Source organism: Pseudomonas sp. A-R-19 (assembly GCF_019956575.1).
Taxonomy (GTDB): Bacteria; Pseudomonadota; Gammaproteobacteria; order Pseudomonadales; family Pseudomonadaceae; genus Aquipseudomonas.
The window spans coordinates 37,952-62,881 of sequence record NZ_JAHBDR010000062.1 but is presented as its reverse complement, the minus strand read 5'-3'; the positions used below and the strand labels follow the sequence as shown (position 1 = coordinate 62,881).

Genomic DNA, 24,930 nt, shown 5'->3' with positions numbered 1-24,930 from the left:
GCTCGCGAAAGCGGTGTGTCAGTCGACATTAAAGCTGACTGATACACCGCCTTCGCGAGCAAGCCCGCTCCCACAGGGAAAGCAGAGCCGTTGAGCGTTTGCTTATTTCTCGACGAACGCTCGCTCGATCAGGTAATCACCCGGCTCGCGCATACGTGGCGAAACCTTCAGGCCGAAGCTGTTCAACACTTCGCTGGTTTCGTCGAGCATGCTCGGGCTGCCGCACAGCATGGCGCGGTCGTCCTGCGGGTTGATCGGTGGCAGCCCGATATCGCTGAACAGCTTGCCGCTGCGCATCAGGTCGGTCAGGCGACCTTCGTTCTCGAACGGCTCGCGGGTCACGGTCGGGTAGTAGATCAACTTGTCACGCAGCGCATCGCCGAAGAATTCGTTCTGCGGCAAGTGCTCGGTGATGAACTCGCGGTAAGCGACTTCGTTGACGTAACGCACGCCGTGGCACAGGATCACTTTTTCGAAACGCTCGTAGGTTTCCGGGTCCTGGATGACGCTCATGAACGGCGCCAGACCGGTACCGGTGCTGAGCAGGTACAAATGTTTGCCAGGCTTCAAGTCATCCAGTACCAGCGTGCCGGTAGGCTTCTTGCTGATGATGATCTCGTCGCCTTCCTTCAGATGCTGCAACTGTGAAGTCAGCGGACCATCAGGCACCTTGATGCTGAAGAACTCGAGATGCTCTTCCCAGTTCGGGCTGGCAATCGAGTAAGCGCGCATAAGCGGGCGGCCGTTGGGCTGTTGCAGGCCGATCATCACGAACTGACCGTTCTCGAAGCGCAGGCCCGGATCACGGGTGCACTTGAAGCTGAACAGAGTGTCGTTCCAGTGGTGAACACTGAGGACACGCTCGTGGTTCATGTTGCTCATGTACGTGGGACTCCTGGAGATTGGTCTGCGCGTGTTCGGCGTGCTCTGTAAAGAAAGCCAGCTCTGCGCAATTGCATCGCATTCTAAAGGCAGAGACAATATCTGTTAAATGGATTATTAAGATAAGGGTTATCGGTTATATCGATATGCGATTTACTCTCCGTCAACTTCAAGTATTCGTCGCCGTCGCCCAGCAGGAAAGCGTATCCCGTGCTGCGGGCCTGCTCAACCTCTCGCAATCGGCGGCGAGCACCTCGATCACCGAACTGGAGCGCCAGTGCAGCTGCCAGCTGTTCGACCGTGCCGGCAAACGCCTGAGCCTCAACGCGCTCGGTAAACAGCTGCTGCCCCAGGCGGTGGCCTTGCTGGACCAGGCCAAGGAGATCGAAGACCTGCTCAATGGCAAGTCAGGGTTCGGCTCGCTGGCCGTGGGCGCGACCCTGACCATCGGCAATTACCTGGCCACCCTGCTGATCGGCAGCTTCATGCAGCGCCATCCGGAAAGCCAGGTAAAACTACACGTGCAGAACACTGCCAATATCGTGCAACAAGTCGCCCACTATGAAATTGATCTGGGTCTAATCGAAGGCGACTGCAGCCACCCGGACATCGAAGTGCAAAGCTGGGTCGAGGACGAACTGGTGGTGTTTTGCGCCCCTCAGCATCCGCTGGCCAAGCGCGGCACGGCGACCATGGACGAGCTGAGTCACGAAGCCTGGATCTTGCGCGAACAGGGTTCCGGCACGCGGTTGACCTTCGATCAAGCCATGCGCCATCACCGTTCTTCTTTAAATATCCGCCTGGAGCTTGAGCACACCGAAGCGATCAAGCGCGCGGTGGAATCAGGTTTGGGGATTGGCTGCATTTCCCGACTGGCGTTACGCGACGCATTCCGCCGCGGCAGCCTGGTGCCTGTCGAGACACCGGACCTGGATCTGGCGCGACAGTTTTACTTTATCTGGCATAAACAGAAATATCAGACCTCGGCGATGCGCGAGTTCCTCGATCTGTGCCGCGCGTTCACCGCCGGGGTTCAGCGCAGCGACGAGATCGTGCTGCCGACGATCGCCTAGAGCAGAATCACCGCCCATACCAGGGCAATCATGCTCAATGCCACGAACTGGGCGGCACTGCCCATGTCCTTGGCATTCTTGGACAGCGGGTGCCGCTCAAGGGAAATGCGATCGATGGCCGCTTCCACTGCCGAGTTGAGCAACTCGACGATCAACGCCAGCATGCATACCGCGATCAACAGCGCCTGTTCGACCCGGCTGACATCCAGGAAGAACGACAAGGGAATCAGGATGACGTTGAGCAATACCAGTTGCCGAAAGGCAGCTTCACCGGTGAAGGCTGCGCGCAGGCCGTCCAGCGAATAACCGGAGGCATTGAGAATACGTTTCAGGCCGGTCTGGCCTTTGAAAGGTGACATAGAGTGGGCAACTGACAAAAAAGAAGTGGGAAAGCTAGTTCAACCAAAGTCAAAAAAGCGTGAAGTTGCCAGCCTTTAATGGCTGGAAATTGACTCAAGTTGTTGCAAGAGCAGCGCAGCCTGGGTCCGGGTCCGCACATTCAGTTTACGGAAAATCGCGGTCACGTGCGCCTTGATCGTCGCCTCGGAAACACTTAGCTCGTAGGCGATCTGCTTGTTCAGCAGACCTTCGCAAACCATGGTCAGCACCCGGAACTGCTGCGGAGTCAGGCTGGCAAGGCCTTCGCTGGCCGCCTTGGCCTCTTGCGAAACGCTGACCGCTTCGAACGCCTGCGGTGGCCAGAACACGTCGCCATCAAGGACCGCACGCACGGCTTTCTGGATCACACTCAAATCGCTGGATTTGGGAATGAAGCCACTGGCGCCGAACTCACGAGACTTGACCATGATGGTCGCCTCTTCCTGGGCCGAGACCATGACCACCGGGATCTGCGGATACTGACCGCGCAGCAGGACCAGCCCGGAAAACCCGTAGGCCCCTGGCATGTTCAGATCCAGCAGGACCAGATCCCAATCGGATTTTTCCGTCAGGCGAACTTCCAGTTCGGCGATGCTCGCCACTTCCACCAGGCGGACATCCGGGCCGAGGCCCAGGGTCAGCGCTTGATGCAAGGCACTGCGAAAAAGTGGGTGGTCATCGGCAATCAGGATTTCGTATGTGGCCATCGTTCAAATGATCCTGTTTTTCATGGGACGCCCGATGCATTCGGACCTCGCCAAAGCGACTCAAGGCACAGCCACCGAGCTGCGCTGAAAAGGTACGCTCAACGCAAAAAACGGCGTTGTAAATTCTGGCCGCACCCTAATCGGCGCCAAGCATGCCCAGCCAAACCGGGGTGGTCAAGCAGCATGGCTGGGACACTTTATTGCAGTATGCGCGACAATCAGTCCACCAATGGGGTGACCGACTGGACATAGGGCATCAACTCGGCGTGCGCCGGGGTCGAAACGTTCATGTCCAACTGATGCTTGGCATCGAGGTAATGCTGGCTGAACACATCGAAGTAGGCATCCAGCGCCGAGGCTGCGGCCTCATCGCCTGCAAGATCGAGACATAGCGCCGCCACTTCCGCCGTGCACAAATGCTCGCTGCGGGTCGAGCGGCGCAAGCGGTAACGAGAGAGTTTCTCCGGCAACAGGCTGAGGATCGGCAATCGGTCGAAATAGGGGCTCTTGCGAAAGATCTTCCGCGCTTCGGTCCAGGTCGCGTCCAATAGAATGAACAACGGGCGCTTCGTGCCGTCGACATGCACGCTGTTGGTCACACGCTCAGGCTCGACGTACTCACCCGGAAACACCAGGTAGGGCTGCCATTGCGGGTCGGACAACAGCGCCAGCAACTTCGGATCGACCTCGGTACGGGACCAGATGAAGGCATGGTTGTCTGGCACCACATCGGCGATCAGCCAACCGGTGTTGCTCGGCTTGAACACCTCCTTGTTGGTCATGATCAGGCACACGCCGGAGCGAGTCGCGACCTGCGGACGCCATGCGCACAGGCAATGGCTCTCGATCACCCGGCAGTCACGGCAACGCGGCGCACGCCAGCCGCGGGCCTGAATCGGCTTGATGCCCTCCTCCTCGCGCTGGTCGCGCAAGCGGGCTACGGCATTCAAGGCAAAGCGCGCGGGGGTAGGGCTCATAGCGGGCAACGCCCACAGAGAAGGGAACTCGACACGAAAAACACTCGACAGGGTAAAAAGTGCCAGCAGTTTAACAGACCACCCGGTGCAAGCCTGTACCGTCCAGCCCGCCTCCCCTATAATTCGCCGCCACTGAACGCACAGTCACGTGACGGGTCAAACCCCCATCACTGAACCAGGAGAGTTTCATGCTGCGCCTTATCGTTCCTACCGCGGCCATTTTGCTGGCGTCGTCCCTCAACGCTCAGGCTGCGTCCTTGAAAGACACGGAACTGAACAAAATGCTGCAAAACGTCGCCACCCAGAGCAGCGTCGGCACTCCACGAGCGATCAACGAAGACATACTCGATCAAGGCTACACCGTTGAAGGCAAACAGCTGATCAACCATCTGAGCGTGCAGAGCAGCCATGCCGACAAGATGCGTGCAGACCCGAAAGCCGTGTACTTCCAGCTGGGAGCTTCCGTCTGCAGGAACGAAGGGTTTCGCAAGCTGATGGCCAAGGGCGCAATCATGCGTTACGACTTCACCGAGGTGAAGACCAACCGCCCGGTCGGCTCCGCAAGCTTCCAGGAATCGGATTGCCTGCAACCGGCGAAGAAGAAAAAGTAATCACCTGGAATTGGCGCGCCGCTGTTCATCTTCGGCGCGCAATTCCGCCAGCAGCGCCTGCAAGTAATGTGAACGGCGTTCGCCGCCACGCAATCGCCGGCAGCACTCCTCTTCGAGACTCAAATGATGGGTCTCGGCTGATGACTTCAGCAATCGATACAGTTGCGTATCGATCTCCAGAATGACTCTGGCCATGGTTTCCCGCCTCCCTGCACTTCACTCATGTTTGAGCGATAAATCCTTAAAACGCATGTACCGTGCGCGCCCTGCCGTAGACGCAAAGTTGTCGTGTGACACCTGTAACTTAGTAAATCAGAGTGCAGCACGGGCGACGGACGTTCGGACGAGTGGTGAAAGCACCTTGCAAATCGTCAATAAGCGGTTGCCAGGAAAGACTTTGTGGCGCAATGATCAAGGCAGCGAAAATCACTGTGAAGGTCTAGATTTCAAGGTAACCACGTACACTTTTTCAGGGCTGGAAAGGGGCTGGCCGTCGCTTGTCGTGTTACGCGAACGTTTCTTTCATTCAAGGAAAAACAGAGCCTGTTTGGATGATCCGATGCCTTTCGGGTCAAGTAGATCGCCCAGGCATGGGCCTGGGCAGACAGCGACACATGGAGTGTCGCGGCATCGACGTACGTTGTCGGGCCAAGGGTTCTGTGCAGAAGGAGAAGTTGAATGCCTTACCAACCGAATGACCTCTTGAGCCGTCATTTTGAAGAAAGCGGCCACGACCTCATCAGCAAGGTCGAAGAACAACTCAAGCTGATTTCACCCAACAGCCCGAACATCCCGATCTACCGCGACATGATCCTGACCGTGCTGCGCATGGCCCAGGAAGACCACAACCGCTGGAATGCCAAAATTACCCTGCAAGCCCTGCGCGAACTGGAACAGGCTTTCCGCGTGCTCGAACAATTCAAGGGGCGACGCAAGGTCACTGTTTTTGGCTCGGCCCGCACCCCCATGGAACATCCGCTCTACAGCATGGCCCGGGAGCTCGGTGCTGCGCTGGCGCGCTCGGACATGATGGTCATTACCGGCGCCGGCGGCGGCATCATGGCCGCCGCACACGAAGGAGCAGGCCTGACACACAGCCTGGGGTTCAACATCACCCTGCCTTTCGAGCAGCATGCCAACCCCACTGTCGATGGCACGACCAACCTGCTGCCCTTCCACTTCTTCTTCACCCGCAAGCTGTTCTTCGTCAAGGAAGCCGACGCCCTGGTGCTGTGCCCGGGTGGCTTCGGCACCCTGGATGAAGCGCTGGAAGTGCTGACATTGATCCAGACTGGCAAGAGCCCATTGGTGCCAGTGGTGCTATTGGACGCGCCGGGTGGCAAATTCTGGCAAGGCGCACTGGACTTCATTCATCAGCAACTGGAGGAAAACCACTACATCCTGCCCACTGACATGAAGCTGGTGAAACTGGTCTACAACGTCGAGGAAGCGGTAGAGCACATCAACCAGTTCTACAGCAACTTCCACTCCAGTCGCTGGCTCAAGCACCAGTTCCTGATTCGCATGAATCACACACTCAGCGATCACGCACTGGAACATATGCAGGAAGCTTTCGCCGACCTGCGCCTGAGCGATCACTTCCATCAGCACACCTACAACGGCGAAGAACACGATGAAGCCGAGTTCAGCCATCTGGCGCGACTGGTCTTCAACTTCAATGCCCGCAATCACGGCCGCCTGCGCGAGCTTGTGGACTACATCAACCTGCCGGAAAACTGGGCACAATCAAAACCCCAGGTGCAACAACGCACGCGGGAGCCGTCAAAGGTTACGTGAGGGATAAAAAAGGTTCTTCACGCAATCCCGGGAAGCACCCCGGTAACGCGGTACCTGTAGGAGCCGGCTTGCCGGCGATGGACCCAAGCGCGCCACGTTTATCCAGTTCAGACGCGCTTTTGTTAACGACCATCGCCAGCAAGCCGGCTCCTACAGGTGATCTCCAATTCAGTGAAAGCAAAAAAAACGGCCCGCTATCGAAATAGCGGGCCGTTTCAGCTCAATCGTCCATCCCTCGCCCGCTGAACAGGCGGTTGATCATTTCCATGGAGTACCCCCGATACGCCAGGAACCTGCCCTGCTTGGCTCGCTCCCGGACATCCGCCGGCAATTGCCCGGAGAACTTGCGTCGCCAGGTATCGGCCAGTTGCTCCTGCCAGTCGATACCGCTCTCACGCAGGGCGAGTTCGATATCGCTGCGTTGCAGGCCGCGTTGGCTCAACTCTTCACGAATGCGTAAAGGGCCATAACCGGAACGGGCGCGATAGGAAACGAAACTTTCGAGATAACGGGATTCGGACAACAACCCCTCTTCCGTCAACCGGTCGAGTGCTGTTTCGATCATTTCAGGGAGGGCGCCGCGCTGACGCAGTTTACGCGTCAGCTCGACACGACCGTGCTCGCGTCGAGCGAGCAGGTCCATTGCGGTTCGCCGCACCGCGACGAGTGTATCAAGTACGGCGGTCATCGCTTCGATCAGATATCAGCGTCAGCCAGGTCGTCTTCGGTCTCTTTGACCGCAGAAGCTTTGGCGTCTGCCACCGACGAAGGCGACAGCAGCTTGTCACGCAGTTGTTTCTCCAACTTTGCCGCGATTTCCGGGTTGTCCGCCAGGAACTTGGCCGAGTTGGCCTTGCCTTGACCGATCTTGGTGCCTTCATAGGCATACCAGGCGCCGGACTTCTCTACGAAACCGTGCAGAACACCCAGGTCGATCATCTCACCGTTGAGGTAGATGCCCTTGCCGTAAAGAATCTGGAACTCGGCCTGACGGAACGGCGAAGCCACTTTGTTCTTCACAACCTTGACGCGGGTTTCGCTACCGACGACTTCATCACCTTCTTTCACCGCGCCAGTACGACGGATGTCCAGGCGAACCGATGCGTAGAACTTCAGTGCGTTACCACCGGTGGTGGTTTCCGGGCTGCCGAACATCACGCCGATTTTCATGCGAATCTGGTTGATGAAGATCACCAGGCAGTTGGCGTTCTTGATGTTACCGGTGATCTTACGCAGCGCCTGGGACATCAGACGGGCTTGCAGGCCCACGTGCATGTCACCCATTTCGCCTTCGATTTCAGCCTTTGGCACCAGGGCGGCCACGGAGTCGACGATGATCACGTCAACCGCGTTGGAACGCACCAGCATGTCGGTGATTTCCAGGGCCTGCTCGCCAGTGTCCGGCTGGGAAACCAGCAGGTCATCGACGTTGACGCCCAGCTTGCCGGCGTATTCAGGGTCGAGGGCGTGTTCTGCGTCGACGAATGCGCAGGTCGCGCCGGCTTTTTGAGCCTGGGCGATCACGGACAAGGTCAGCGTGGTTTTACCGGAAGATTCAGGACCGTAGATTTCAACAATACGGCCTTTTGGCAGACCGCCGATGCCGAGAGCGATGTCCAGACCCAGAGAGCCAGTGGAAATAGCCGGGATCGCCTGACGGTCCTGATCGCCCATACGCATTACGGCACCCTTGCCGAATTGACGTTCGATCTGACCCAGGGCCGCAGCCAAGGCTTTCTTCTTGTTGTCGTCCATTAAAGTCCTCACGTAATCAATAAGGCCTGACGGCCAACACCTGTATAAGTAGCCAGTATTATTCCACAGCGATTCCGGATCGCCTACCCCTGATTTGAGATTTCTGCCGCGGCATACCGCAGCAGCCCCTCTAGCGCGGCCTTCACCGTTTGTCGGCGGACGTCATCGCGATTACCCGGGAACTGCTGCCGCTCACAGAACACCTGGTCTCCGACGCCCCAGGCCAGCCATACCGTGCCCACCGGTTTGTTCGCCGTTCCACCATCCGGACCGGCGATGCCACTGACAGCCACGGAGAAATACGCGCTGTTTTTCTTCTGCGCCCCCCGGACCATGGCCTCGACCACCTCGCGGCTGACCGCGCCCACGGTAGTGAACAACTCAACCGGGACATCCAGTTGCAGGGTTTTCTGCCGGTTGGAGTAAGTGACATAACCGGCCTCGAACCAGGCCGAACTCCCGGGGATACGGGTGATTGCCTCGGCGATGCCTCCGCCGGTGCAGGACTCCGCCGTGGTGACGTGGGCATTGAGAACCTGCAGGCGTCTGCCGAGTTCGGCGGCGAGTTGGGTGATTTCGTTCACGGTCATCTCCTGATCGGGCGGGATGAGGTTAACCGTACACGAGCAGACCGCACTTGCAAGCGACTGGATCGATCAAAATGTAAAGAACCAGAGGCTCTGGAAAAGGCCTGTCGGGGAATCAATCCTCGACGTCACCGGACGGGACATGACCGATCCCCAGGCGCTTGGCTGCCCAACGCTCATACAACCCTAAAACTACGTCTGTCCCGACCATCGCCGTTAAACAGCCACCCGCACAAGCAGCCCAAATGGAAACATTGGCGGCATGCAGCAGCATGATGACCGAAGCGCCGCAGATCATGCTGGAGCCAGACCGCAGGCTCAGGCGCCGGACAAGGGGCCAGCCATGAACGCCCTCTTTGTCGGCACGCCACATTTCACCGGCAACACCACCGAGAATTGGCAAGATAATGAGTAGCCAAAGAGGCATGTCCAGCAACGCATATTGCTCAGCGGTCATTTCATGCCTCCTTGAGTGAACGGCCACACCGCATTCTTGAGTGGGCAGGCAGCAAGACTATGCATCAATGCATATTTAGTCAATGCACAAACGCATCAAAAAAGACAGTCCAATGCTTTCAGCACACGAAAAAAACCCGCTCGATAAGCGGGTTTTATCTGAACGCAAGGGAATTAACGGGCGTACATACCCCACCAGAAGACATGCCCGAGGATAACAATCGGCTCCTCCTGGATTTGCTGAAAGGTGTAATCTTCATCCGGATGCTCGTCGCGATTGAAACTGCGCAGACGAATCCCGGTCGGCAGCCGATACAGCTGCTTCACCCGCAATTGACCATTGTGATTGATTGCATAAAGGTCGCCGTCAACGATATCGCCAATGCCGCACTTGCCGGCATTGACCCCGACCGTGGCGCCATCGCGCAGTACCGGCAACATGCTGTTGCCTCGCACTGTCACGCACTTGGCCTGGTCGAACTGCACGCCGTTATGGCGCAGGCTTCGCTTGCCAAAGCGCAGGCTAGAGCGCTCGCTTTCTTCGATGACGAATCTTCCGGATCCAGCAGCCAATTCAACCTCACGAAGAAAGGGGACCGATACCTCGTCGTCATCGACAGGGGTATCGTCGTCCCACAGACTTATATCCTTGAGTTCCGAATGCACGGGAGCGCGCCCGGCATTAGCAGCAGAAGCTACGTCCGCGCGGCCACGCAACTGGTCGGTGCTCACGGAGAAATACTCGGCGATCTTCGAAATATGTTTATCCGAAGGGTCGACGATCTTCTCGCTGAGAATGCGCGAGAGCGTGGATTGAGGCACGCCGGTACGACGGTGAAGCTCCGTGGGGGAGATCCCGTGCTGATCGAGCAATGCTCTTAAGACAGTTGAAACGTTGCGTTTTTGCATAACACGCATAGTGCTTGTTCTTATCGAAGAAAACAAATGCAGAATTGCATAGTCGACGCATAACATGTTTTTTGCATCGTAAAGGATGCCATCCGACCGTGGTGCCTGCGTCGAGAAGAGCGCCCATGGTAACCTTGCGCCCATCGCGGAAAAGCCCGGCCGTTGCCCCGCTTTTGCCCCACCTCTTTCAACGAGCTTCCTGACAATCCGATGAATAAAGCCGTCTCCGACCTGTCCTCCCACACCCCCATGATGCAGCAGTACTGGCGCCTGAAAAACCAGCATCCGGACCAGCTGATGTTCTACCGCATGGGCGACTTCTACGAGATCTTCTATGAAGACGCGAAGAAGGCCGCCAAGTTGCTGGACATCACCCTGACCGCTCGCGGGCAGTCGGCCGGGCAGGCGATTCCGATGTGCGGGATTCCTTACCATGCCGCCGAGGGTTACCTGGCAAAACTGGTGAAGCTTGGCGAGTCGGTGGTGATCTGCGAGCAGGTCGGCGACCCGGCCACCAGCAAAGGGCCGGTGGAACGGCAGGTGGTGCGGATCATCACGCCAGGGACAGTGAGTGACGAGGCGCTGCTGGATGAACGTCGCGACAACCTGATTGCTGCCGTGCTGGGAGATGAGCGTCTTTTCGGCCTGGCGGTGCTGGACATCACCAGCGGCAACTTCAGCGTGCTGGAAATCAAGGGCTGGGAAAACCTGCTGGCGGAACTGGAGCGGGTCAACCCGGTGGAGCTGCTGATCCCGGATGACTGGCCCAAGGATCTGCCGGCGGAAAAACGCCGTGGTGTGCGTCGCCGTGCGCCGTGGGATTTCGAACGCGATTCGGCGCTCAAAAGCCTGTGCCAGCAATTCTCGACCCAGGACCTCAAGGGCTTTGGTTGCGAAAACCTGACCCTGGCGATCGGCGCCGCCGGTTGCCTGCTGGCCTACGCCAAGGAAACCCAACGGACCGCCCTGCCCCATTTGCGCAGCCTGCGTCATGAGCGCCTGGACGACACCGTGGTGCTCGATGGCGCCAGCCGTCGCAACCTGGAACTCGACACCAACCTGGCCGGTGGCCGCGACAACACCCTGCAATCGGTGGTGGACCGCTGCCAGACCGCCATGGGCAGTCGCCTGCTGACCCGCTGGCTGAATCGCCCGCTACGGGATTTGACCGTGCTGTTGGCGCGTCAGACTTCGATCACGTGCCTGCTCGACGGTTACCGCTTTGAAAGGCTGCAACCGCAGCTCAAGGAAATCGGCGACATCGAGCGGATCCTTGCGCGGATCGGTTTGCGCAACGCCCGCCCGCGCGACCTCGCACGCTTGCGTGACGCCCTCGGTGCACTGCCCGAGCTGCAAGTGGCAATGACGGAACTCGAAGCCCCGCATATCCAGCAACTCGCCAACATCACCAGTACCTACCCGGAACTGGCGGCACTCCTGGAAAAGGCCATCATCGACAACCCGCCGGCAGTCATTCGTGACGGCGGCGTGCTGAAAACCGGCTACGACAACGAACTCGACGAACTGCAGTCGCTGAGCGAAAACGCCGGGCAATTCCTGATCGACCTCGAAGCACGGGAAAAGGCTCGCACCGGCCTGTCGCACCTGAAGGTCGGTTACAACCGCATCCACGGTTACTTTATCGAGCTGCCAAGCAAGCAGGCGGAATCGGCACCGGCCGACTATGTTCGCCGCCAGACGCTCAAAGGCGCCGAGCGCTTCATTACGCCAGAACTCAAGGCGTTCGAAGACAAGGCATTGTCAGCCAAGAGCCGCGCCCTGGCCCGCGAGAAGATGCTTTACGAAGCGCTGCTCGAAGACCTGATCAGCCAGTTGCCCCCCCTGCAGGACACCGCCGGTGCCCTGGCCGAACTGGACGTCTTGAGCAACCTGGCCGAGCGTGCGCTGAACCTCGACCTGAACTGCCCGCGCTTCGTCAGCGAGCCTTGCATGCGCATCAGCCAGGGTCGTCACCCGGTGGTCGAGCAAGTGCTGACCACGCCATTCGTGGCCAACGACCTGAGCCTGGACGACAATACACGCATGCTGGTGATTACCGGTCCGAACATGGGCGGTAAATCCACTTACATGCGTCAGACCGCATTGATCGTGCTCCTGGCGCACATCGGCAGCTTCGTGCCGGCAGCCAGTTGCGAGCTGTCGCTGGTCGACCGCATCTTCACCCGGATCGGTTCCAGCGATGACCTGGCCGGCGGGCGCTCGACCTTCATGGTGGAAATGAGCGAAACCGCGAACATTCTGCACAACGCCACCGAGCGCAGCCTGGTACTGATGGACGAAGTCGGACGCGGCACCAGCACCTTCGATGGTCTGTCGCTGGCTTGGGCGGCGGCCGAACGCCTGGCGCATCTGCGTGCCTACACGCTGTTCGCTACCCACTACTTTGAACTGACCGTCCTGCCGGAGGCCCAGCCGCTGGTAGCCAACGTGCACCTCAACGCCACCGAGCACAACGAGCGCATCGTGTTCCTGCACCACGTGCTGCCCGGCCCGGCCAGCCAGAGTTACGGCCTGGCCGTTGCGCAACTGGCAGGCGTACCGACCGAGGTGATCACCCGTGCCCGTGAGCATTTGAGCCGCCTGGAAGACACCGCCCTGCCCCATGAGTCGCCAGCACCTGCCAAAGGCAAACCGGCTGCTCCACAGCAAAGCGACATGTTTGCCAGCCTGCCGCACCCGGTGCTGGATGACCTGGCCAAGCTCGATCTGGACGACATGACGCCACGTCGTGCTCTCGAAATGCTCTATACACTAAAGACACGGATCTAACGCATAGGCTTGCAAGCTGTTAGAATCTCGCGCGGTTTGGGATGCTGCTGGCTAATAGCCTGGCCAGCAGACTATCGCTCCCGAACCTGGCGACCCCTACGAGAAGGGGCGCAGCAAGCCGCGCCTGAGGAGAAAATTAGAAATGACCTTCGTCGTCACCGACAACTGCATCAAGTGCAAGTACACCGACTGCGTAGAAGTCTGTCCGGTGGACTGCTTTTACGAAGGCCCGAATTTCCTGGTGATTCACCCGGATGAGTGCATCGATTGCGCGCTGTGCGAACCTGAATGCCCTGCCGTGGCTATCTTCTCCGAAGATGAGGTTCCGGCCGGCATGGAAAACTTCATCGAGCTGAACGCTGAGTTGGCCGATATCTGGCCGAACATCACCGAGAAGAAAGATTCGATGCCCAACGCTGAAGAGTGGGATGGCAAGCCAGGAAAGATCGCTGACCTCGAACGCTGATTACCCCCGCGTTCACGAAAAAGGCCCCACAAGGGCCTTTTTGCTTTTCTGCGGGCAAAAAAAGGGGCGGTTTGACCCGCCCACATTTTTTCCCTATTCCCTGTGTTCCTTTTCATCGTCCTGATGAATCGCGTCCTGCGATGTCCATTCCCCTCATCCTTGAAGGGCGCGTCTATCCGTCGACACCAGCTGAATACTAGAGCTTTTCCCCTGGCGATCAATCGCCCTTTGGTGCGAAATCCAACTGTCACACATCATAAATAATAGAAAATAGTCATATAAATCAAAAAGATAGACCTGATAGACGTTCTGAATAGACGAATAGCAGGGTGTAAAAATAACGAACACTTACGCAAGAGTAAACCTGGGCTTACAACACAAAACCAAAATCCCGAGATAACGCGAAATGGACCTGCCAGACAAATCACCACCCCGTGGGAGCGGGCTTGCTCGCGAAGGCGGTGTATCAGGCAACTGTATTGTTGAAGCTGCTGGCCTCTTCGCGAGCAAGCCCGCTCCCACATTTGGATCTGTGCCTGGTTGCCCACCAATGCCAGGCAATAAAAAACCCCGAACCAGTCGGGGTTTTTCTTGCCATCGCCGTGAGCGCTTTACTGGAACAGCGACTCACTCGACAGACCATTTTTTTCGAGGATCTCGCGCAGCCGCTTCAAGCCTTCCACCTGAATCTGTCTGACCCGCTCACGGGTCAGGCCGATTTCCAGGCCTACGTCTTCAAGGGTGCTGCTTTCATGACCGCGCAGGCCGAAGCGGCGTACAACCACCTCGCGTTGCTTGTCGGTCAGTTCCGAGAGCCACTGATCGATGCTCTGGGACAGGTCGTCGTCCTGCAACAGTTCGCATGGATCGGTTGGGCGATCGTCAGTCAGGGTATCAAGCAGGGTTTTATCCGAATCCGGACCCAGCGAGACGTCGACCGAAGAGACCCGTTCGTTAAGGCCGAGCATGCGCTTGACCTCTCCCACCGGTTTTTCCAGCAGGTTGGCGATTTCTTCGGGTGAGGGTTCATGGTCGAGTTTTTGCGTCAGCTCCCGCGCGGCCCGCAGGTACACGTTCAGCTCTTTGACCACATGGATCGGCAACCGGATGGTCCGGGTCTGATTCATGATTGCGCGTTCGATGGTCTGGCGAATCCACCAGGTCGCGTAGGTCGAGAAGCGGAAACCGCGTTCCGGGTCGAACTTCTCCACCGCCCGGATCAAGCCGAGGTTGCCCTCTTCGATCAGGTCCAGCAGCGATAGCCCACGATTGACGTAGCGTCGGGCGATTTTCACCACCAGCCGCAGGTTGCTTTCAATCATGCGTTTGCGCCCGGCCGGATCGCCACTTTGCGACAGGCGCGCAAAATGAACTTCTTCTTCGGGTGACAACAGGGGAGAGAAACCAATTTCATTGAGATACAGCTGCGTGGCATCGAGTGCCCGCGTGTAGTCAATGTACTTGTGTTGTTTCAAGGATGCGGAGTGTTTGGATTTGGCACGAACGGAAGGTGGAGCCGCCCCTTCATCATTCGACATCGAATCCGTATCGATGCCGCTCTCCATCAGGAGAACCTCATCGTCGATGTCAAACTCCGGCACTTCTTTACTGAGAGCCATTGTTATAGTCCTTTGGTGAGTTCGACCTCAAGCTCAAGCGGCGCCTTTCTCCCTGGCAACGCTGGAGCCTGTCCCCTCTACGCGAGGAACAGGCTGGTAAGCAATCAACGACGTGGCAGGAATTGCAGCGGATCTACAGGTTTACCTTGGCGGCGAATCTCAAAATGCAGTTTCACCCGGTCTGTACCCGTTGACCCCATTTCGGCAATTGTCTGTCCGACTTTGACCTGCTGCCCCTCCCGAACCAACAGCCTGCGGTTATGTCCGTAGGCACTGACGTAGGTTTCACTGTGTTTGATGATCACTAATTCGCCGTAGCCCCTTAAGCCACTCCCGGCGTATACCACCGTCCCATCAGACGCAGCTAAAACAGGCTGTCCCAAATCCCCGGCGATATCAATTCCTTTATTCAAACTACCGTTTGAAGAGAATTTTCCAATCAGAATGCCATTAGATGGCCATCCCCAGCCGGTTGGGGCTGGCCCGGGAGGGGGCAATGGAGCGGGTGCAGGCTTGTTCGCGACGGACGGTACAACCGTCGTTGTACTGGTGGTCGTACCGTTTGCCGAACGACGGATGACCGTGGTTTTACTCGACGACGAAGGGGTTGAACTGGAAGAACTGACCACTGCCGTCGACGTTGAATCGGTGCGACCATCAAAGCGAATCGTCTGTCCCGGGTGAATGGTGTAAGGCGCTGGAATGTTGTTGCGTGCCGCCAGGGCCTTGTAGTCCCAGCCATAACGGAAAGCGATGGAGAACAGGGTGTCCTTGGGACGGACGACGTATTGTCCCGTGGTCACGGCCGGGCGCTGAGGCGCGGCATTGTTGCGATCCACGACACGAACATCGCTGGATTTGTTGCTGGAACAACCGACCAGCAACGTGCTCAATACAAGGCCAGTCACCAGGCGCTGAAAGCTCGTTTTACTCATACGCTGCGCAATGACTGTGAGACTCACCCGCCGCTCCCTCTGTGGTGGCTGAAAATGTGAAATGCCGGAGTCCGGCATGATCTGTCGCAAGTATAACGGGCCGTGCACGCTTTACCTTTAAAGTGGCGAATTGGCGTCGCGCACACGTTTGCTGCCTGACGATGAATCCCGTTTAACACAACGATGCCGCTGTAAGACAAAGGCAATCGAAGAGAATTCAGCGTGCCGAAACAAATGCTCAGGCCAGTGGCCCATTGAGCAATGGCACGAAGCGCACAGCCCCCAGAACATGCCTGGAAAAACCCTGTTCCTCGCGGATGATCAGCATCAATTGCTGGACTTCGCCGGCCCCGACGGGGATCACCATTCGACCTCCCGGTGCCAACTGGTCCAGTAGTGCCTGGGGCACATCGGTTGCAACTGCGGTGACGATAATCCCGTTGTACGGCGCCAGTGCCGGCCAACCTTCCCAACCATCGCCCCAACGGAACACCACGTTGCGCAGGTTCAATTCGACCAGGCGTTCCTTGGCCCGATCCTGCAGGACCTTGATGCGTTCGACCGAGAACACACGCTCGACCAGTTGCGACAGCACCGCCGTCTGATAGCCCGACCCGGTGCCGATTTCCAGCACCTTGTCGAGGGGACCGGCTTCCAGCAGCAGCTCGCTCATGCGCGCCACCATATAAGGCTGGGAGATGGTCTGGTTATTGCCGATCGGCAGCGCCGTGTCTTCATAGGCACGGTGCGCCAGCGCTTCGTCGACGAACAGGTGACGCGGGGTCCGGCGGATGACCTCCAGCACCCTGGCGTTGGAGATGCCTTCCTCGTACAGGCGCTGGATCAGCCGCTCCCGGGTTCGCTGGGAGGTCATGCCAATGCCGCGACGCAGCATATCGTCTTGTTCGCGACCCATCAGCGCAGTCCCTCCAGCCAGCCGTCCAGATTTCTGAAGGCGTCATTGAACGTGCGATCCAGTTGCAGCGGCGTGATCGAAACATAACCCTGCATCACTGCGTGGAAATCGGTACCCGGGCCACCGTCTTCGGCATCCCCGGCCGCCGCGATCCAGTAACCGGACTTGCCGCGCGGATCCACCACTTTCATCGGTGCCGCGGCTCGGGCGCGATGGCCCAGGCGAGTCAGCTGGATGCCGCGGATACGGTCCAGCGGCAAATTGGGAATGTTCACGTTCAGTACCGTACGCGGTGGCAGATCCAGGTCAGCATGGGCTTCGACCAGTTTGCGCGCGAAATAGGCAGCTGTGGGAAGGTTATCTACCTGGCGTGAGACCAGCGAAAAGGCAAACGAAGGGTGTTTCAGGAAACGCCCCTCGAGGGCCGCCGCCACCGTACCGGAATACAGCACATCGTCCCCCAGGTTCGCGCCCAGGTTGATACCGGAAACCACCATGTCCGCTTCGCGCTCCAGCAGGCCGTTGAGGCCCAGGTGCACACAATCGGTTGGCGTGCCGTTGAGGCTGATAAAGCCGTTGGCCAGGGTTTGCGGGTGCAACGGACGGTCGAGCGTCAGCGAGCTGCTGGCGCCGCTTTTGTCCTGGTCCGGGGCGATAACCACGCATTCGGTGTAATCCGCCAGCGCAGCATAAAGCGCGGCGAGACCGGGTGCGGTTACCCCATCGTCGTTAGAAATCAGAATACGCATGGGCTGTCCGTCTGCCCCACCGGCACCAGATCAACAAGCTCGCGCACCAATACGGTGGCGAAGCATCCGGCCGGCAGGACGAATTCCAGTTGCAGAATGTCCAGCGAAGGATAATGCCACGTCAACCCACCAATGGGCAGCCGCAGGATGCGACGTTCGTGGCTCATTCCGGCGCTGATCAACCAATCGCGAAGGTCCGCTTCGCGTGCAGCAATCGCCTGCTCCAGTTCATGGACAACGCCCGTGGCCGGCGAGTCACCTTCGCCCCACTGCGGACCGGTCGGGTGCAGATCGAGAATCGCCAGGCGCGGGTCGCTGCACTCGGCTTCGCCTGCCGGGAAAAAGCTGCGGCTGTCGGTAAACGCCAGCAGATCGCCCACCTGGGCACGCTGCCAGGTGCCATCGGCGACACGTGCGGCCAGCACTTGATTGAACAGAAAACTGCGCGCTGTGGAAAGCAGGCGCGAGCGCACGTTGCGCTGCTCCGGCAAGGCCTTGCGCGCGGCCCAGGCGCGAGCATCGACGACGTTGCCGCCGTCATGGCCGAACCGCTGGGCGCCGAAATAATTGGGGATGCCGTGTTTGGCGATCAGTTGCAGACGCTCTTCAAGTGCAGCCTTGTCGCCAGCGAACTGCGTCAGGCGCAAGGTAAAGCCGTTGGCCGAGTGCGCACCGCGTTGCAGCTTGCGCTTGTGGCGGGCGGTCTTGAGGATCTTCAGCGTATCGTTTTCCGCGGCCGACAGATCTGGGTCGGCCTTGCCCGGCAACTGCACGCTGAACCACTGGCGAGTCAACGCCTGACGATCCTTGAGCCCGGCATAACTGACGGTGCGCAATGGCACACCCGCGGCCTTGGCAATCCGCCGCGCCGCTTCCTCTGTGTTCAGACCGCGCTTTTCCACCCAGATCCACAGGTGTTCGCCTTCGCCACTCAGGGGAATGTCGAGAACTTCGTCGACCTGGAAATCTTCCGCGATGGCTTTGAGTACCGCAGTACCCAGGGCTTCACCATAAGCCCGCGGGCCGAGCAATTGCAGTTCGTTCATGCGCGCAGCAACAAGGCAACGGAGTGCACGGCAATGCCTTCTTCGCGACCGACAAAGCCGAGCTTTTCGGTGGTGGTAGCTTTCACGTTCACTTGATCCAACTCTACTTGAAGATCCGCGGCAATCAGCGCGCGCATCGATTCGATATGCGGGGCCATTTTCGGCGCCTGGGCGACGATGGTGTTATCGACGTTGCCGACTTTCCAGCCTTTGGCCTGGACCAGCGCGACGACGTGACGCAACAGCACACGGCTGTCGGCGCCCTTGAATTGTGGGTCGGTATCCGGGAAGTGCTTGCCGATGTCACCCAGCGCAGCGGCGCCGAGCAAGGCATCGCTCAAGGCGTGCAAGAGGACGTCACCGTCAGAGTGAGCGAGCAGCCCGAAGCTGTGTGCAATGCGCACGCCGCCCAGAGTGATGAAATCGCCTTCAGCGAAACGGTGCACATCATAGCCGTGGCCAATACGCATAAAAAAACGCCCCGATTTTTGTCAGGGCGTGATTCTACCTGCATTAGCCAACCAGAGCATGCGCGTGATGCCGCAAGTGGTCGTCAATGAAACTGGCGATGAAGAAATAGCTGTGGTCATAGCCCGGTTGCAGGCGCAACGTCAGCGGGTGACCGGCCAGTTTGGCCGCCTGCTGCAAGGCGTCCGGTTTGAGTTGGTTGGCAAGGAAATCGTCGCGATCACCCTGGTCGACCAACAACGGCAGCTTTTCTTCGGCCTCGGCAATCAATACACAGGCATCCCATTCGCGCCACTTCGAACGGTCCTCGCCCAGATAGCGGGAGAAGGCTTTGTGTCCCCACGGGCAATCCATCGGATTGTTGATGGGCGAGAACGCCGACACCGACAGATAGCGCCCCGGATTGCGCAAGGCGCAGACCAGCGCACCGTGGCCGCCCATGGAGTGACCGCTGATGCCGCGTTTGTCCGACGCAGGGAAATGGGCTTCGACCAATGTCGGCAATTCCTGCACGACATAGTCGTGCATCCGATAGTGACGCGACCAAGGTTCCTGGGTGGCATTCAGATAAAACCCGGCACCGAGGCCGAAGTCCCAGGCGCCGTCCGGATCGCCCGGCACATCAGGACCGCGAGGGCTGGTGTCCGGTGCGACGATGATCAACCCCAACTCGGCGGCCATGCGCATGGCTCCAGCCTTTTGCATGAAGTTCTCGTCGGTGCAGGTCAGGCCGGACAACCAGTACAACACCGGCAGCTTGCCGCCCTGCTCCGCCTGCGGCGGCAGGTAGACGGCGAACACCATGTCGCAACCAAGCACTTCCGAGCGATGGCGATAGCGCTTGTGCCAGCCGCCAAAACTTTTCTGGCAGGAGATGTTTTCCAAACTCATTGCAAACTCCTCACTGAAAACCAAACCCTCAAGCGCCAGGCCGATACGATCTGCTTGCCGCTTGAAGCTTGTAGCTTGCAGCTGCTTCTCAGAAATGGATGACGGAACGGATGCTTTTTCCTTCATGCATCAGGTCAAACGCCTTGTTGATATCTTCCAGGCCCATGGTGTGGGTGATGAAGGTATCCAGCGGAATTTCACCGGTCTCGGCCATTTCCACATAGCTCGGCAACTCGGTACGGCCACGTACGCCACCGAACGCCGAACCGCGCCAGACGCGGCCGGTGACCAGTTGGAACGGACGGGTAGCAATTTCCTGGCCGGCACCGGCAACACCGATGATGACCGACTCGCCCCAGCCCTTGTGGCAGCATTCCAGCGCCGCGCGCATCAGTTGCACGTTGCCGATGCACTCAAAGGAAAAATCGACGCCACCATCCGTCATGTCGACGATGACTTCCTGGATCGGACGATCGAAGTCTTTCGGGTTCACGCAATCGGTTGCACCCAACTGTTTGGCGATTTCGAATTTCGCCGGGTTGATGTCGATGGCAATGATGCGCGCTGCCTTGGCTTTCACCGCGCCAATCACCGCCGACAGACCGATGCCGCCGAGGCCGAAAATGGCCACGGTATCACCCGGTTTCACCTTGGCGGTGTTGAGCACCGCACCAATGCCGGTGGTGACGCCACAGCCCAGCAGGCAGACTTTTTCCAGTGGCGCTTCTTTAGCGATCTTCGCTACGGAGATTTCCGGCAGGACCGTGTACTCGGAAAACGTGGACGTCCCCATGTAGTGGAAAATCGTTTCGCCCTTGTAGGAAAAACGCGATGTGCCGTCCGGCATCAAGCCCTTGCCCTGGGTCGCGCGAATCGCCTGGCAGAGGTTGGTTTTGCCCGACAGACAGAATTTGCACTGGCGGCATTCCGGGGTGTACAGCGGGATCACATGGTCGCCGACCGCGACGGACGTTACGCCCTCGCCAATCGCTTCCACGATCGCGCCACCTTCATGGCCGAGGATCGACGGGAAGATGCCCTCCGGATCAGCGCCGGACAGTGTATAGGCATCGGTATGGCAAACACCGGAGGCCACCACGCGCAGCAACACTTCACCCGCCTTGGGCATGGCAACATCGACTTCAACGATCTCCAGAGGTTTCTTGGCCTCGAAGGCAACGGCGGCGCGCGACTTGATCATGGTGGTTCTCCAGTGAATAAAAACGAGACTGGGAGTGTAATACACGGCTCAACGATGAATAATCGAGTCAAATGCAAAATATTATTGCCGTACAGGGATAATCATTCATGTCCGAAAATCGCTGGGAAGGGATCGACGAGTTTGTCGCCGTTGCCGAGTGCAGCCAGTTCACCGCGGCTGCGGAACGCCTGGGGGTTTCTTCCTCCCATATCAGTCGACAAATCGTACGCCTCGAAGAGCGCCTGCAAACCCGCTTGCTCTACCGCAGTACCCGCCGTGTCACGCTGACCGAGGCTGGGCAAACCTTCCTGCAACATTGCCAACGCTTGCAGGACGGTCGCGAAGAAGCGCTGCGAGCAGTGGGTGACTTGACCAGCGAACCCAAAGGCATGCTGCGCATGACGTGTGCCGTGGCTTACGGTGAACGCTTCATCGTGCCGCTGGTGACGCGTTTCATGGGGCTGTATCCGCAACTGCGAGTCGACATCGAATTGACCAACCGCCAACTCGACCTGGTCCATGACGGCCTTGATCTGGCGATCCGCCTCGGACGCCTGCAGGATTCACGGCTGGTCGCCGCCCGCCTCGCGCCACGGCGCATGTTTCTCTGCGCATCCCCTTCTTACCTTGAACACTATGGCCGGCCGCACAGCCTGTCGGAGCTCAGCCGCCACAACTGCCTCATTGGCAGCTCGGACTTATGGCAACTGGAGCAGAACGGGCGGGAATTTTCGCAACGGGTGCAGGGAAACTGGCGTTGCAACAGTGGGCAAGCGGTACTGGATGCCGCGCTACAGGGCGTGGGGTTGTGTCAGTTGCCGGATTATTACGTGCTGGAGCACTTGAAAAGCGGTGCGTTGATTTCGTTGCTGGAGGCGCATCAGCCGCCGAACACCGCGGTTTGGGCGTTGTATCCACAGCAACGGCATTTGTCGCCGAAGGTGAGAAAGCTGGTGGATTATTTGAAGGAGGGGTTGGCGGAAAGGCCAGAGTATCGGGGTTAGAACCCGAGTGTGATTCAGTGCAGGATTGGTTGAATTAGACACCGCTTTCGCGAGCAAGCCCGCTCCCACAGGGGGTACAGTGTTGCCCACAAACATTGCGCCAACACCGATCAAATGTGGGAGCGGGCTTGCTCGCGAAAGCTATACGACAGACGCCACAGCAATCAGCGACGATTGGCCCAACGCTGACGCAACCACTCCAAATCCTCAGGACGCGTCACCTTGAGGTTGTCGGATCGCCCTTCGATCAGCCGCGGTGCGGAACCGGCCCACTCCATGGCCGAGGCTTCATCGGTGACCACCGCATCCGCCACCAGACTGTCCGCCAAAGCCCGATGCAACGCCCCGAGGCGAAACATCTGCGGCGTATAAGCCTGCCAGATCACGCTGCGATCCACGGTTTCGACCACACGACCGTGCTTGTCGACCCGCTTGAGCGTATCCCGCGCCGGAACCGCCAACAAACCACCGACCGGATCATCCGCCAGTTCGCCCAACAATTTATCGAGATCATCACGGGCCAGATTCGGCCGTGCGGCATCGTGAACCAGTACCCAATCCTCATCATCGGCGCCCTGCGCATGCAAATGCAGCAAGGCGTTGAGCACCGACCCTGAACGTTCGGAACCGCCCTCGACCCGGGCAATACGCGGATCACTGGCACACGCCAGGTTCGGCCAATAAGGATCGTCAACAGCAACACTGACTACCAAACCTTTCAGGCCTGGATGATCGAGGAAACAGCCGAGGCTGTGTTCGAGAATAGTGCGCCCGCCCAGTTGCAAGTATTGCTTGGGACGGTCCGCAGCCATACGGGCACCGACGCCCGCGGCAGGAATCACGGCCCAGAAGGCCGGTAACGAATTAATCATTGGGCCAACTGGTAAAGGGTTTCACCGTCCTTGACCATGCCCAACTCATGGCGAGCCCGCTCTTCAACGGTCTCCATGCCTTTTTTCAACTCACTGACTTCGGCGTCCATCACCCGATTGCGCTCAAGCAACACCTGGTTCTCAGCTTGCTGGTCCGCAATCTGCTGATTCAACTCGGCCACTTGCGCCAGGCTGCCATTTCCCACCCACAGGCGGTACTGCAGGCCAGCCAGCAACAAAAGCAGGATGAGGAACAACCAATTGGGACTGCGCATCGAATATCAGGTATCCAGTGAAAAAAGACAGCCATGCCAAACGTGAAGCTTCTGATAGCACGAAGCCTGGAAGAACCAGGCTTGTGCTTATAAGGCATCAGATTAGTGGCAAAAACGTCGCTGTAGCGATTTTTCCGACACAATCCGCTGACTTTTTACCAGCAATCGCTCAACCGCGGAACTCGCCGCGACCGTTGTACTTGGCTTTGCCGTTCAACTGCTCTTCGATACGCAGCAGTTGGTTGTACTTGGAAACGCGGTCGGAACGGCACAGGGAGCCGGTCTTGATCTGGCCAGCCGAAGTGCCCACGGCCAGGTCGGCAATGGTCGAATCTTCGGTTTCGCCGGAGCGGTGCGAGATCACGGCGGTGTAACCGGCAGCCTTGGCCATCTGGATGGCTTCCAGGGTTTCGGTCAGGGTGCCGATCTGGTTGAACTTGATCAGGATCGAGTTGGCGATCTTTTTGTCGATGCCTTCTTTCAGGATCTTGGTGTTGGTCACGAACAGGTCGTCGCCTACCAGTTGGACTTTCTCGCCGATCTTGTCGGTGAGGATTTTCCAGCCAGCCCAGTCGGACTCGTCCAGGCCATCTTCGATGGAGATGATCGGGTAACGCTCGGTCAGGCCTTTGAGGTAGTCAGCAAAACCTTCGGCGGTGAACACCTGGCCTTCGCCGGACAGGTTGTACTTGCCGTCTTCGTAGAATTCGCTGGCCGCGCAGTCCAGGGCCAGGGTCACGTCGGTGCCCAGCTTGTAACCGGCGTTGGCCACGGCTTCGGAGATCACTTTCAAAGCGTCTTCGTTGGAAGCCAGGTTCGGCGCGAAACCACCTTCGTCACCGACGGCAGTGCTCAGGCCACGGGCCTTCAGCACGGCTTTGAGGTGGTGGAAAATCTCGGTGCCCATGCGCAGACCTTCCGAGAAAGACTTGGCGCCAACCGGCTGAACCATGAATTCCTGGATGTCGACGTTGTTATCGGCGTGCTCGCCGCCGTTGATGATGTTCATCATCGGAACCGGCATCGAGTAGACACCCGGGGTGCCGTTCAGGTTGGCGATGTGAGCGTACAGCGGCAGGTCCTGGTCCTGTGCTGCTGCCTTGGCCGCGGCCAGGGAAACGGCGAGGATCGCGTTGGCGCCCAGGGAACCTTTGTTTTCAGTACCGTCGAGCTTGATCATTGCCAGATCGAGTGCTTTCTGGTCGCTTGGGTCCATGCCTTTCAACAGGTCGCGGATCGGACCGTTGATGTTGGCTACGGCCTTCAGAACACCCTTGCCCAGGTAACGGCTCTTGTCGCCATCACGCAGCTCGAGCGCTTCACGCGAGCCAGTGGAAGCACCGGACGGCGCGCAGGCACTGCCGATGATGCCGTTGTCGAGAAGCACGTCCGCTTCCACGGTGGGATTGCCACGGGAGTCGAGAACTTCACGACCTTTGATGTCGACGATTTTAGCCATTGTTGTAAACACTCCAAAGTTGACGAAAACGCTACTGCTCGATTTATAACTTGTAGGTCACATCTGTACGAGCCGGCTTGCTGGCGATGGCGCCCGTGAGGACGCTA

27 protein-coding genes are annotated in these 24,930 nt (G+C 58.5%); 6 read left to right on the top strand and 21 right to left on the bottom strand.

All coding sequences use genetic code 11. The features are described 5' to 3' along the window. Positions 1 to 102: 102 nt before the first annotated feature. The gene (fpr, locus tag KGA88_RS18105) at positions 103 to 882 is read right to left on the bottom strand and encodes a ferredoxin-NADP reductase (protein ID WP_008054100.1); all 780 of its coding nucleotides are present in this window, start codon (positions 880 to 882) and stop codon (positions 103 to 105) included. Between the two features lie 146 nt (positions 883 to 1,028). Here fpr and KGA88_RS18100 point away from each other — a divergent pair, with 146 nt between their 5' ends. After that, positions 1,029 to 1,955 (top strand): LysR family transcriptional regulator, encoded by a 927-nt coding sequence (locus tag KGA88_RS18100; RefSeq protein WP_033047456.1) that lies wholly within the window; start codon positions 1,029 to 1,031, stop codon positions 1,953 to 1,955. On the opposite strand, the gene KGA88_RS18095 is transcribed toward KGA88_RS18100, so the two are convergent. From KGA88_RS18095 to KGA88_RS18085, 3 genes are all read right to left on the bottom strand, one after another. Continuing rightward, positions 1,952 to 2,314: a diacylglycerol kinase gene (locus KGA88_RS18095; RefSeq protein WP_110658054.1), complete on the bottom strand. Its 363-nt coding sequence runs from the start codon at positions 2,312 to 2,314 to the stop codon at positions 1,952 to 1,954. The two genes, KGA88_RS18100 and KGA88_RS18095, sit on opposite strands and share 4 nt — an antisense overlap. A gap of 75 nt (positions 2,315 to 2,389) precedes the next feature. Continuing rightward, positions 2,390 to 3,040, bottom strand: coding sequence for a response regulator transcription factor ErdR (erdR, locus tag KGA88_RS18090; RefSeq protein WP_110658052.1), 651 nt, complete (start codon positions 3,038 to 3,040; stop codon positions 2,390 to 2,392). 218 nt (positions 3,041 to 3,258) lie between these two features. Then, positions 3,259 to 4,017 (bottom strand): tRNA-uridine aminocarboxypropyltransferase, encoded by a 759-nt coding sequence (locus KGA88_RS18085; RefSeq protein ID WP_223593242.1) that lies wholly within the window; start codon positions 4,015 to 4,017, stop codon positions 3,259 to 3,261. A gap of 188 nt (positions 4,018 to 4,205) precedes the next feature. Here KGA88_RS18085 and KGA88_RS18080 point away from each other — a divergent pair, with 188 nt between their 5' ends. Then, positions 4,206 to 4,628 (top strand): quorum-sensing-regulated virulence factor family protein, encoded by a 423-nt coding sequence (locus KGA88_RS18080; RefSeq protein WP_007971154.1) that lies wholly within the window; start codon positions 4,206 to 4,208, stop codon positions 4,626 to 4,628. Here the strand turns inward: KGA88_RS18080 and KGA88_RS18075 are convergent, their stop codons facing one another. Continuing rightward, positions 4,629 to 4,823 (bottom strand): hypothetical protein, encoded by a 195-nt coding sequence (locus KGA88_RS18075; RefSeq protein ID WP_110658048.1) that lies wholly within the window; start codon positions 4,821 to 4,823, stop codon positions 4,629 to 4,631. It abuts the gene before it with no gap. A 483-nt stretch (positions 4,824 to 5,306) separates the two neighbouring features. On the opposite strand from KGA88_RS18075, the gene KGA88_RS18070 reads away from it, so the two are divergent. Then, positions 5,307 to 6,425, top strand: coding sequence for a TIGR00730 family Rossman fold protein (locus KGA88_RS18070; RefSeq protein WP_110658046.1), 1,119 nt, complete (start codon positions 5,307 to 5,309; stop codon positions 6,423 to 6,425). Between the two features lie 220 nt (positions 6,426 to 6,645). Here KGA88_RS18070 and recX read toward each other — a convergent pair whose 3' ends face one another. The 5 genes from recX to KGA88_RS18045 form a co-directional block, all read right to left on the bottom strand. After that, the gene (gene recX, locus KGA88_RS18065) at positions 6,646 to 7,113 is read right to left on the bottom strand and encodes a recombination regulator RecX (protein ID WP_223593240.1); all 468 of its coding nucleotides are present in this window, start codon (positions 7,111 to 7,113) and stop codon (positions 6,646 to 6,648) included. 8 nt (positions 7,114 to 7,121) lie between these two features. After that, entirely contained in the window at positions 7,122 to 8,180 is a 1,059-nt protein-coding gene (gene recA / locus KGA88_RS18060) for a recombinase RecA (protein ID WP_060541059.1), read from the bottom strand. A gap of 83 nt (positions 8,181 to 8,263) precedes the next feature. Next, on the bottom strand, positions 8,264 to 8,764 hold the full coding sequence (locus tag KGA88_RS18055) for a CinA family protein (RefSeq protein ID WP_110658059.1): 501 nt from the start codon (positions 8,762 to 8,764) through the stop codon (positions 8,264 to 8,266). A gap of 118 nt (positions 8,765 to 8,882) precedes the next feature. Beyond that, a complete protein-coding gene (locus tag KGA88_RS18050) occupies positions 8,883 to 9,224 on the bottom strand; it encodes a phage holin family protein (protein ID WP_223593238.1) in 342 nt (113 codons plus the stop codon). Between the two features lie 173 nt (positions 9,225 to 9,397). Then, a complete protein-coding gene (locus tag KGA88_RS18045) occupies positions 9,398 to 10,132 on the bottom strand; it encodes a helix-turn-helix transcriptional regulator (protein ID WP_223593246.1) in 735 nt (244 codons plus the stop codon). A 210-nt stretch (positions 10,133 to 10,342) separates the two neighbouring features. On the opposite strand from KGA88_RS18045, the gene mutS reads away from it, so the two are divergent. Both mutS and fdxA read left to right on the top strand, forming a co-directional pair. Beyond that, positions 10,343 to 12,922 (top strand): DNA mismatch repair protein MutS, encoded by a 2,580-nt coding sequence (gene mutS, locus KGA88_RS18040; RefSeq protein ID WP_223593236.1) that lies wholly within the window; start codon positions 10,343 to 10,345, stop codon positions 12,920 to 12,922. Positions 12,923 to 13,064: 142 nt separating this feature from the next. Then, positions 13,065 to 13,388: a ferredoxin FdxA gene (gene fdxA, locus KGA88_RS18035; RefSeq protein ID WP_223593233.1), complete on the top strand. Its 324-nt coding sequence runs from the start codon at positions 13,065 to 13,067 to the stop codon at positions 13,386 to 13,388. Positions 13,389 to 13,999: 611 nt separating this feature from the next. Here fdxA and rpoS read toward each other — a convergent pair. The 8 genes from rpoS to KGA88_RS17995 form a co-directional block, all read right to left on the bottom strand. After that, entirely contained in the window at positions 14,000 to 15,007 is a 1,008-nt protein-coding gene (gene rpoS, locus KGA88_RS18030; protein ID WP_007970728.1) for an RNA polymerase sigma factor RpoS, read from the bottom strand. A gap of 104 nt (positions 15,008 to 15,111) precedes the next feature. Beyond that, positions 15,112 to 15,969 (bottom strand): peptidoglycan DD-metalloendopeptidase family protein, encoded by an 858-nt coding sequence (locus KGA88_RS18025; RefSeq protein ID WP_223593231.1) that lies wholly within the window; start codon positions 15,967 to 15,969, stop codon positions 15,112 to 15,114. Between the two features lie 211 nt (positions 15,970 to 16,180). Next, entirely contained in the window at positions 16,181 to 16,816 is a 636-nt protein-coding gene (locus tag KGA88_RS18020; RefSeq protein ID WP_172435346.1) for a protein-L-isoaspartate(D-aspartate) O-methyltransferase, read from the bottom strand. 41 nt (positions 16,817 to 16,857) lie between these two features. Continuing rightward, on the bottom strand, positions 16,858 to 17,607 hold the full coding sequence (surE, locus tag KGA88_RS18015) for a 5'/3'-nucleotidase SurE (RefSeq protein WP_110658035.1): 750 nt from the start codon (positions 17,605 to 17,607) through the stop codon (positions 16,858 to 16,860). Continuing rightward, a complete protein-coding gene (truD, locus tag KGA88_RS18010) occupies positions 17,595 to 18,653 on the bottom strand; it encodes a tRNA pseudouridine(13) synthase TruD (protein ID WP_223593229.1) in 1,059 nt (352 codons plus the stop codon). Before truD ends, surE begins: the two co-directional genes overlap by 13 nt. Further along, positions 18,650 to 19,123, bottom strand: a complete 474-nt coding sequence (gene ispF, locus KGA88_RS18005; RefSeq protein ID WP_110658031.1) for a 2-C-methyl-D-erythritol 2,4-cyclodiphosphate synthase — start codon at positions 19,121 to 19,123, stop codon at positions 18,650 to 18,652. The genes truD and ispF overlap by 4 nt, the downstream gene beginning before the upstream one ends. A 43-nt stretch (positions 19,124 to 19,166) precedes the next feature. Next, on the bottom strand, positions 19,167 to 20,012 hold the full coding sequence (fghA, locus tag KGA88_RS18000) for an S-formylglutathione hydrolase (RefSeq protein ID WP_110658029.1): 846 nt from the start codon (positions 20,010 to 20,012) through the stop codon (positions 19,167 to 19,169). Between the two features lie 88 nt (positions 20,013 to 20,100). Continuing rightward, the gene (locus KGA88_RS17995; protein WP_060541048.1) at positions 20,101 to 21,213 is read right to left on the bottom strand and encodes an S-(hydroxymethyl)glutathione dehydrogenase/class III alcohol dehydrogenase; all 1,113 of its coding nucleotides are present in this window, start codon (positions 21,211 to 21,213) and stop codon (positions 20,101 to 20,103) included. Positions 21,214 to 21,320: 107 nt separating this feature from the next. Between KGA88_RS17995 and KGA88_RS17990 the strand changes: the two genes are divergently transcribed. Further along, the gene (locus tag KGA88_RS17990; RefSeq protein WP_110658027.1) at positions 21,321 to 22,217 is read left to right on the top strand and encodes a LysR substrate-binding domain-containing protein; all 897 of its coding nucleotides are present in this window, start codon (positions 21,321 to 21,323) and stop codon (positions 22,215 to 22,217) included. 164 nt (positions 22,218 to 22,381) lie between these two features. Here the strand turns inward: KGA88_RS17990 and ispD are convergent, their stop codons facing one another. The 3 genes from ispD to eno form a co-directional block, all read right to left on the bottom strand. Beyond that, on the bottom strand, positions 22,382 to 23,089 hold the full coding sequence (gene ispD / locus KGA88_RS17985) for a 2-C-methyl-D-erythritol 4-phosphate cytidylyltransferase (protein ID WP_110662814.1): 708 nt from the start codon (positions 23,087 to 23,089) through the stop codon (positions 22,382 to 22,384). After that, positions 23,086 to 23,364, bottom strand: a complete 279-nt coding sequence (gene ftsB, locus KGA88_RS17980) for a cell division protein FtsB (protein WP_110662812.1) — start codon at positions 23,362 to 23,364, stop codon at positions 23,086 to 23,088. Before ftsB ends, ispD begins: the two co-directional genes overlap by 4 nt. A gap of 169 nt (positions 23,365 to 23,533) precedes the next feature. Then, entirely contained in the window at positions 23,534 to 24,823 is a 1,290-nt protein-coding gene (eno, locus tag KGA88_RS17975) for a phosphopyruvate hydratase (RefSeq protein WP_103394437.1), read from the bottom strand. Positions 24,824 to 24,930 lie beyond the last annotated feature (107 nt).

What these genes read in the sequence shown, in the direction of transcription:
- KGA88_RS17990 (WP_110658027.1), top strand. Translation starts at nt 21,321, where the DNA reads ATGTCCGAAAATCGCTGGGAAGGGATCGACGAGTTTGTCGCCGTTGCC.
- rpoS (WP_007970728.1), bottom strand. Translation starts at nt 15,007, where the DNA reads ATGGCTCTCAGTAAAGAAGTGCCGGAGTTTGACATCGACGATGAGGTT.
- erdR (WP_110658052.1), bottom strand. Translation starts at nt 3,040, where the DNA reads ATGGCCACATACGAAATCCTGATTGCCGATGACCACCCACTTTTTCGC.
- KGA88_RS18050 (WP_223593238.1), bottom strand. Translation starts at nt 9,224, where the DNA reads ATGACCGCTGAGCAATATGCGTTGCTGGACATGCCTCTTTGGCTACTC.
- KGA88_RS18075 (WP_110658048.1), bottom strand. Translation starts at nt 4,823, where the DNA reads ATGGCCAGAGTCATTCTGGAGATCGATACGCAACTGTATCGATTGCTG.
- fghA (WP_110658029.1), bottom strand. Translation starts at nt 20,012, where the DNA reads ATGAGTTTGGAAAACATCTCCTGCCAGAAAAGTTTTGGCGGCTGGCAC.
- eno (WP_103394437.1), bottom strand. Translation starts at nt 24,823, where the DNA reads ATGGCTAAAATCGTCGACATCAAAGGTCGTGAAGTTCTCGACTCCCGT.
- KGA88_RS18045 (WP_223593246.1), bottom strand. Translation starts at nt 10,132, where the DNA reads ATGCAAAAACGCAACGTTTCAACTGTCTTAAGAGCATTGCTCGATCAG.
- fpr (WP_008054100.1), bottom strand. Translation starts at nt 882, where the DNA reads ATGAGCAACATGAACCACGAGCGTGTCCTCAGTGTTCACCACTGGAAC.
- KGA88_RS18070 (WP_110658046.1), top strand. Translation starts at nt 5,307, where the DNA reads ATGCCTTACCAACCGAATGACCTCTTGAGCCGTCATTTTGAAGAAAGC.
- KGA88_RS17995 (WP_060541048.1), bottom strand. Translation starts at nt 21,213, where the DNA reads ATGATCAAGTCGCGCGCCGCCGTTGCCTTCGAGGCCAAGAAACCTCTG.
- ispD (WP_110662814.1), bottom strand. Translation starts at nt 23,089, where the DNA reads ATGATTAATTCGTTACCGGCCTTCTGGGCCGTGATTCCTGCCGCGGGC.
- surE (WP_110658035.1), bottom strand. Translation starts at nt 17,607, where the DNA reads ATGCGTATTCTGATTTCTAACGACGATGGGGTAACCGCACCCGGTCTC.
- KGA88_RS18085 (WP_223593242.1), bottom strand. Translation starts at nt 4,017, where the DNA reads ATGAGCCCTACCCCCGCGCGCTTTGCCTTGAATGCCGTAGCCCGCTTG.
- ftsB (WP_110662812.1), bottom strand. Translation starts at nt 23,364, where the DNA reads ATGCGCAGTCCCAATTGGTTGTTCCTCATCCTGCTTTTGTTGCTGGCT.
- truD (WP_223593229.1), bottom strand. Translation starts at nt 18,653, where the DNA reads ATGAACGAACTGCAATTGCTCGGCCCGCGGGCTTATGGTGAAGCCCTG.
- KGA88_RS18080 (WP_007971154.1), top strand. Translation starts at nt 4,206, where the DNA reads ATGCTGCGCCTTATCGTTCCTACCGCGGCCATTTTGCTGGCGTCGTCC.
- KGA88_RS18100 (WP_033047456.1), top strand. Translation starts at nt 1,029, where the DNA reads ATGCGATTTACTCTCCGTCAACTTCAAGTATTCGTCGCCGTCGCCCAG.
- KGA88_RS18095 (WP_110658054.1), bottom strand. Translation starts at nt 2,314, where the DNA reads ATGTCACCTTTCAAAGGCCAGACCGGCCTGAAACGTATTCTCAATGCC.
- ispF (WP_110658031.1), bottom strand. Translation starts at nt 19,123, where the DNA reads ATGCGTATTGGCCACGGCTATGATGTGCACCGTTTCGCTGAAGGCGAT.
- recA (WP_060541059.1), bottom strand. Translation starts at nt 8,180, where the DNA reads ATGGACGACAACAAGAAGAAAGCCTTGGCTGCGGCCCTGGGTCAGATC.
- recX (WP_223593240.1), bottom strand. Translation starts at nt 7,113, where the DNA reads ATGACCGCCGTACTTGATACACTCGTCGCGGTGCGGCGAACCGCAATG.
- KGA88_RS18020 (WP_172435346.1), bottom strand. Translation starts at nt 16,816, where the DNA reads ATGACCTCCCAGCGAACCCGGGAGCGGCTGATCCAGCGCCTGTACGAG.
- fdxA (WP_223593233.1), top strand. Translation starts at nt 13,065, where the DNA reads ATGACCTTCGTCGTCACCGACAACTGCATCAAGTGCAAGTACACCGAC.
- mutS (WP_223593236.1), top strand. Translation starts at nt 10,343, where the DNA reads ATGAATAAAGCCGTCTCCGACCTGTCCTCCCACACCCCCATGATGCAG.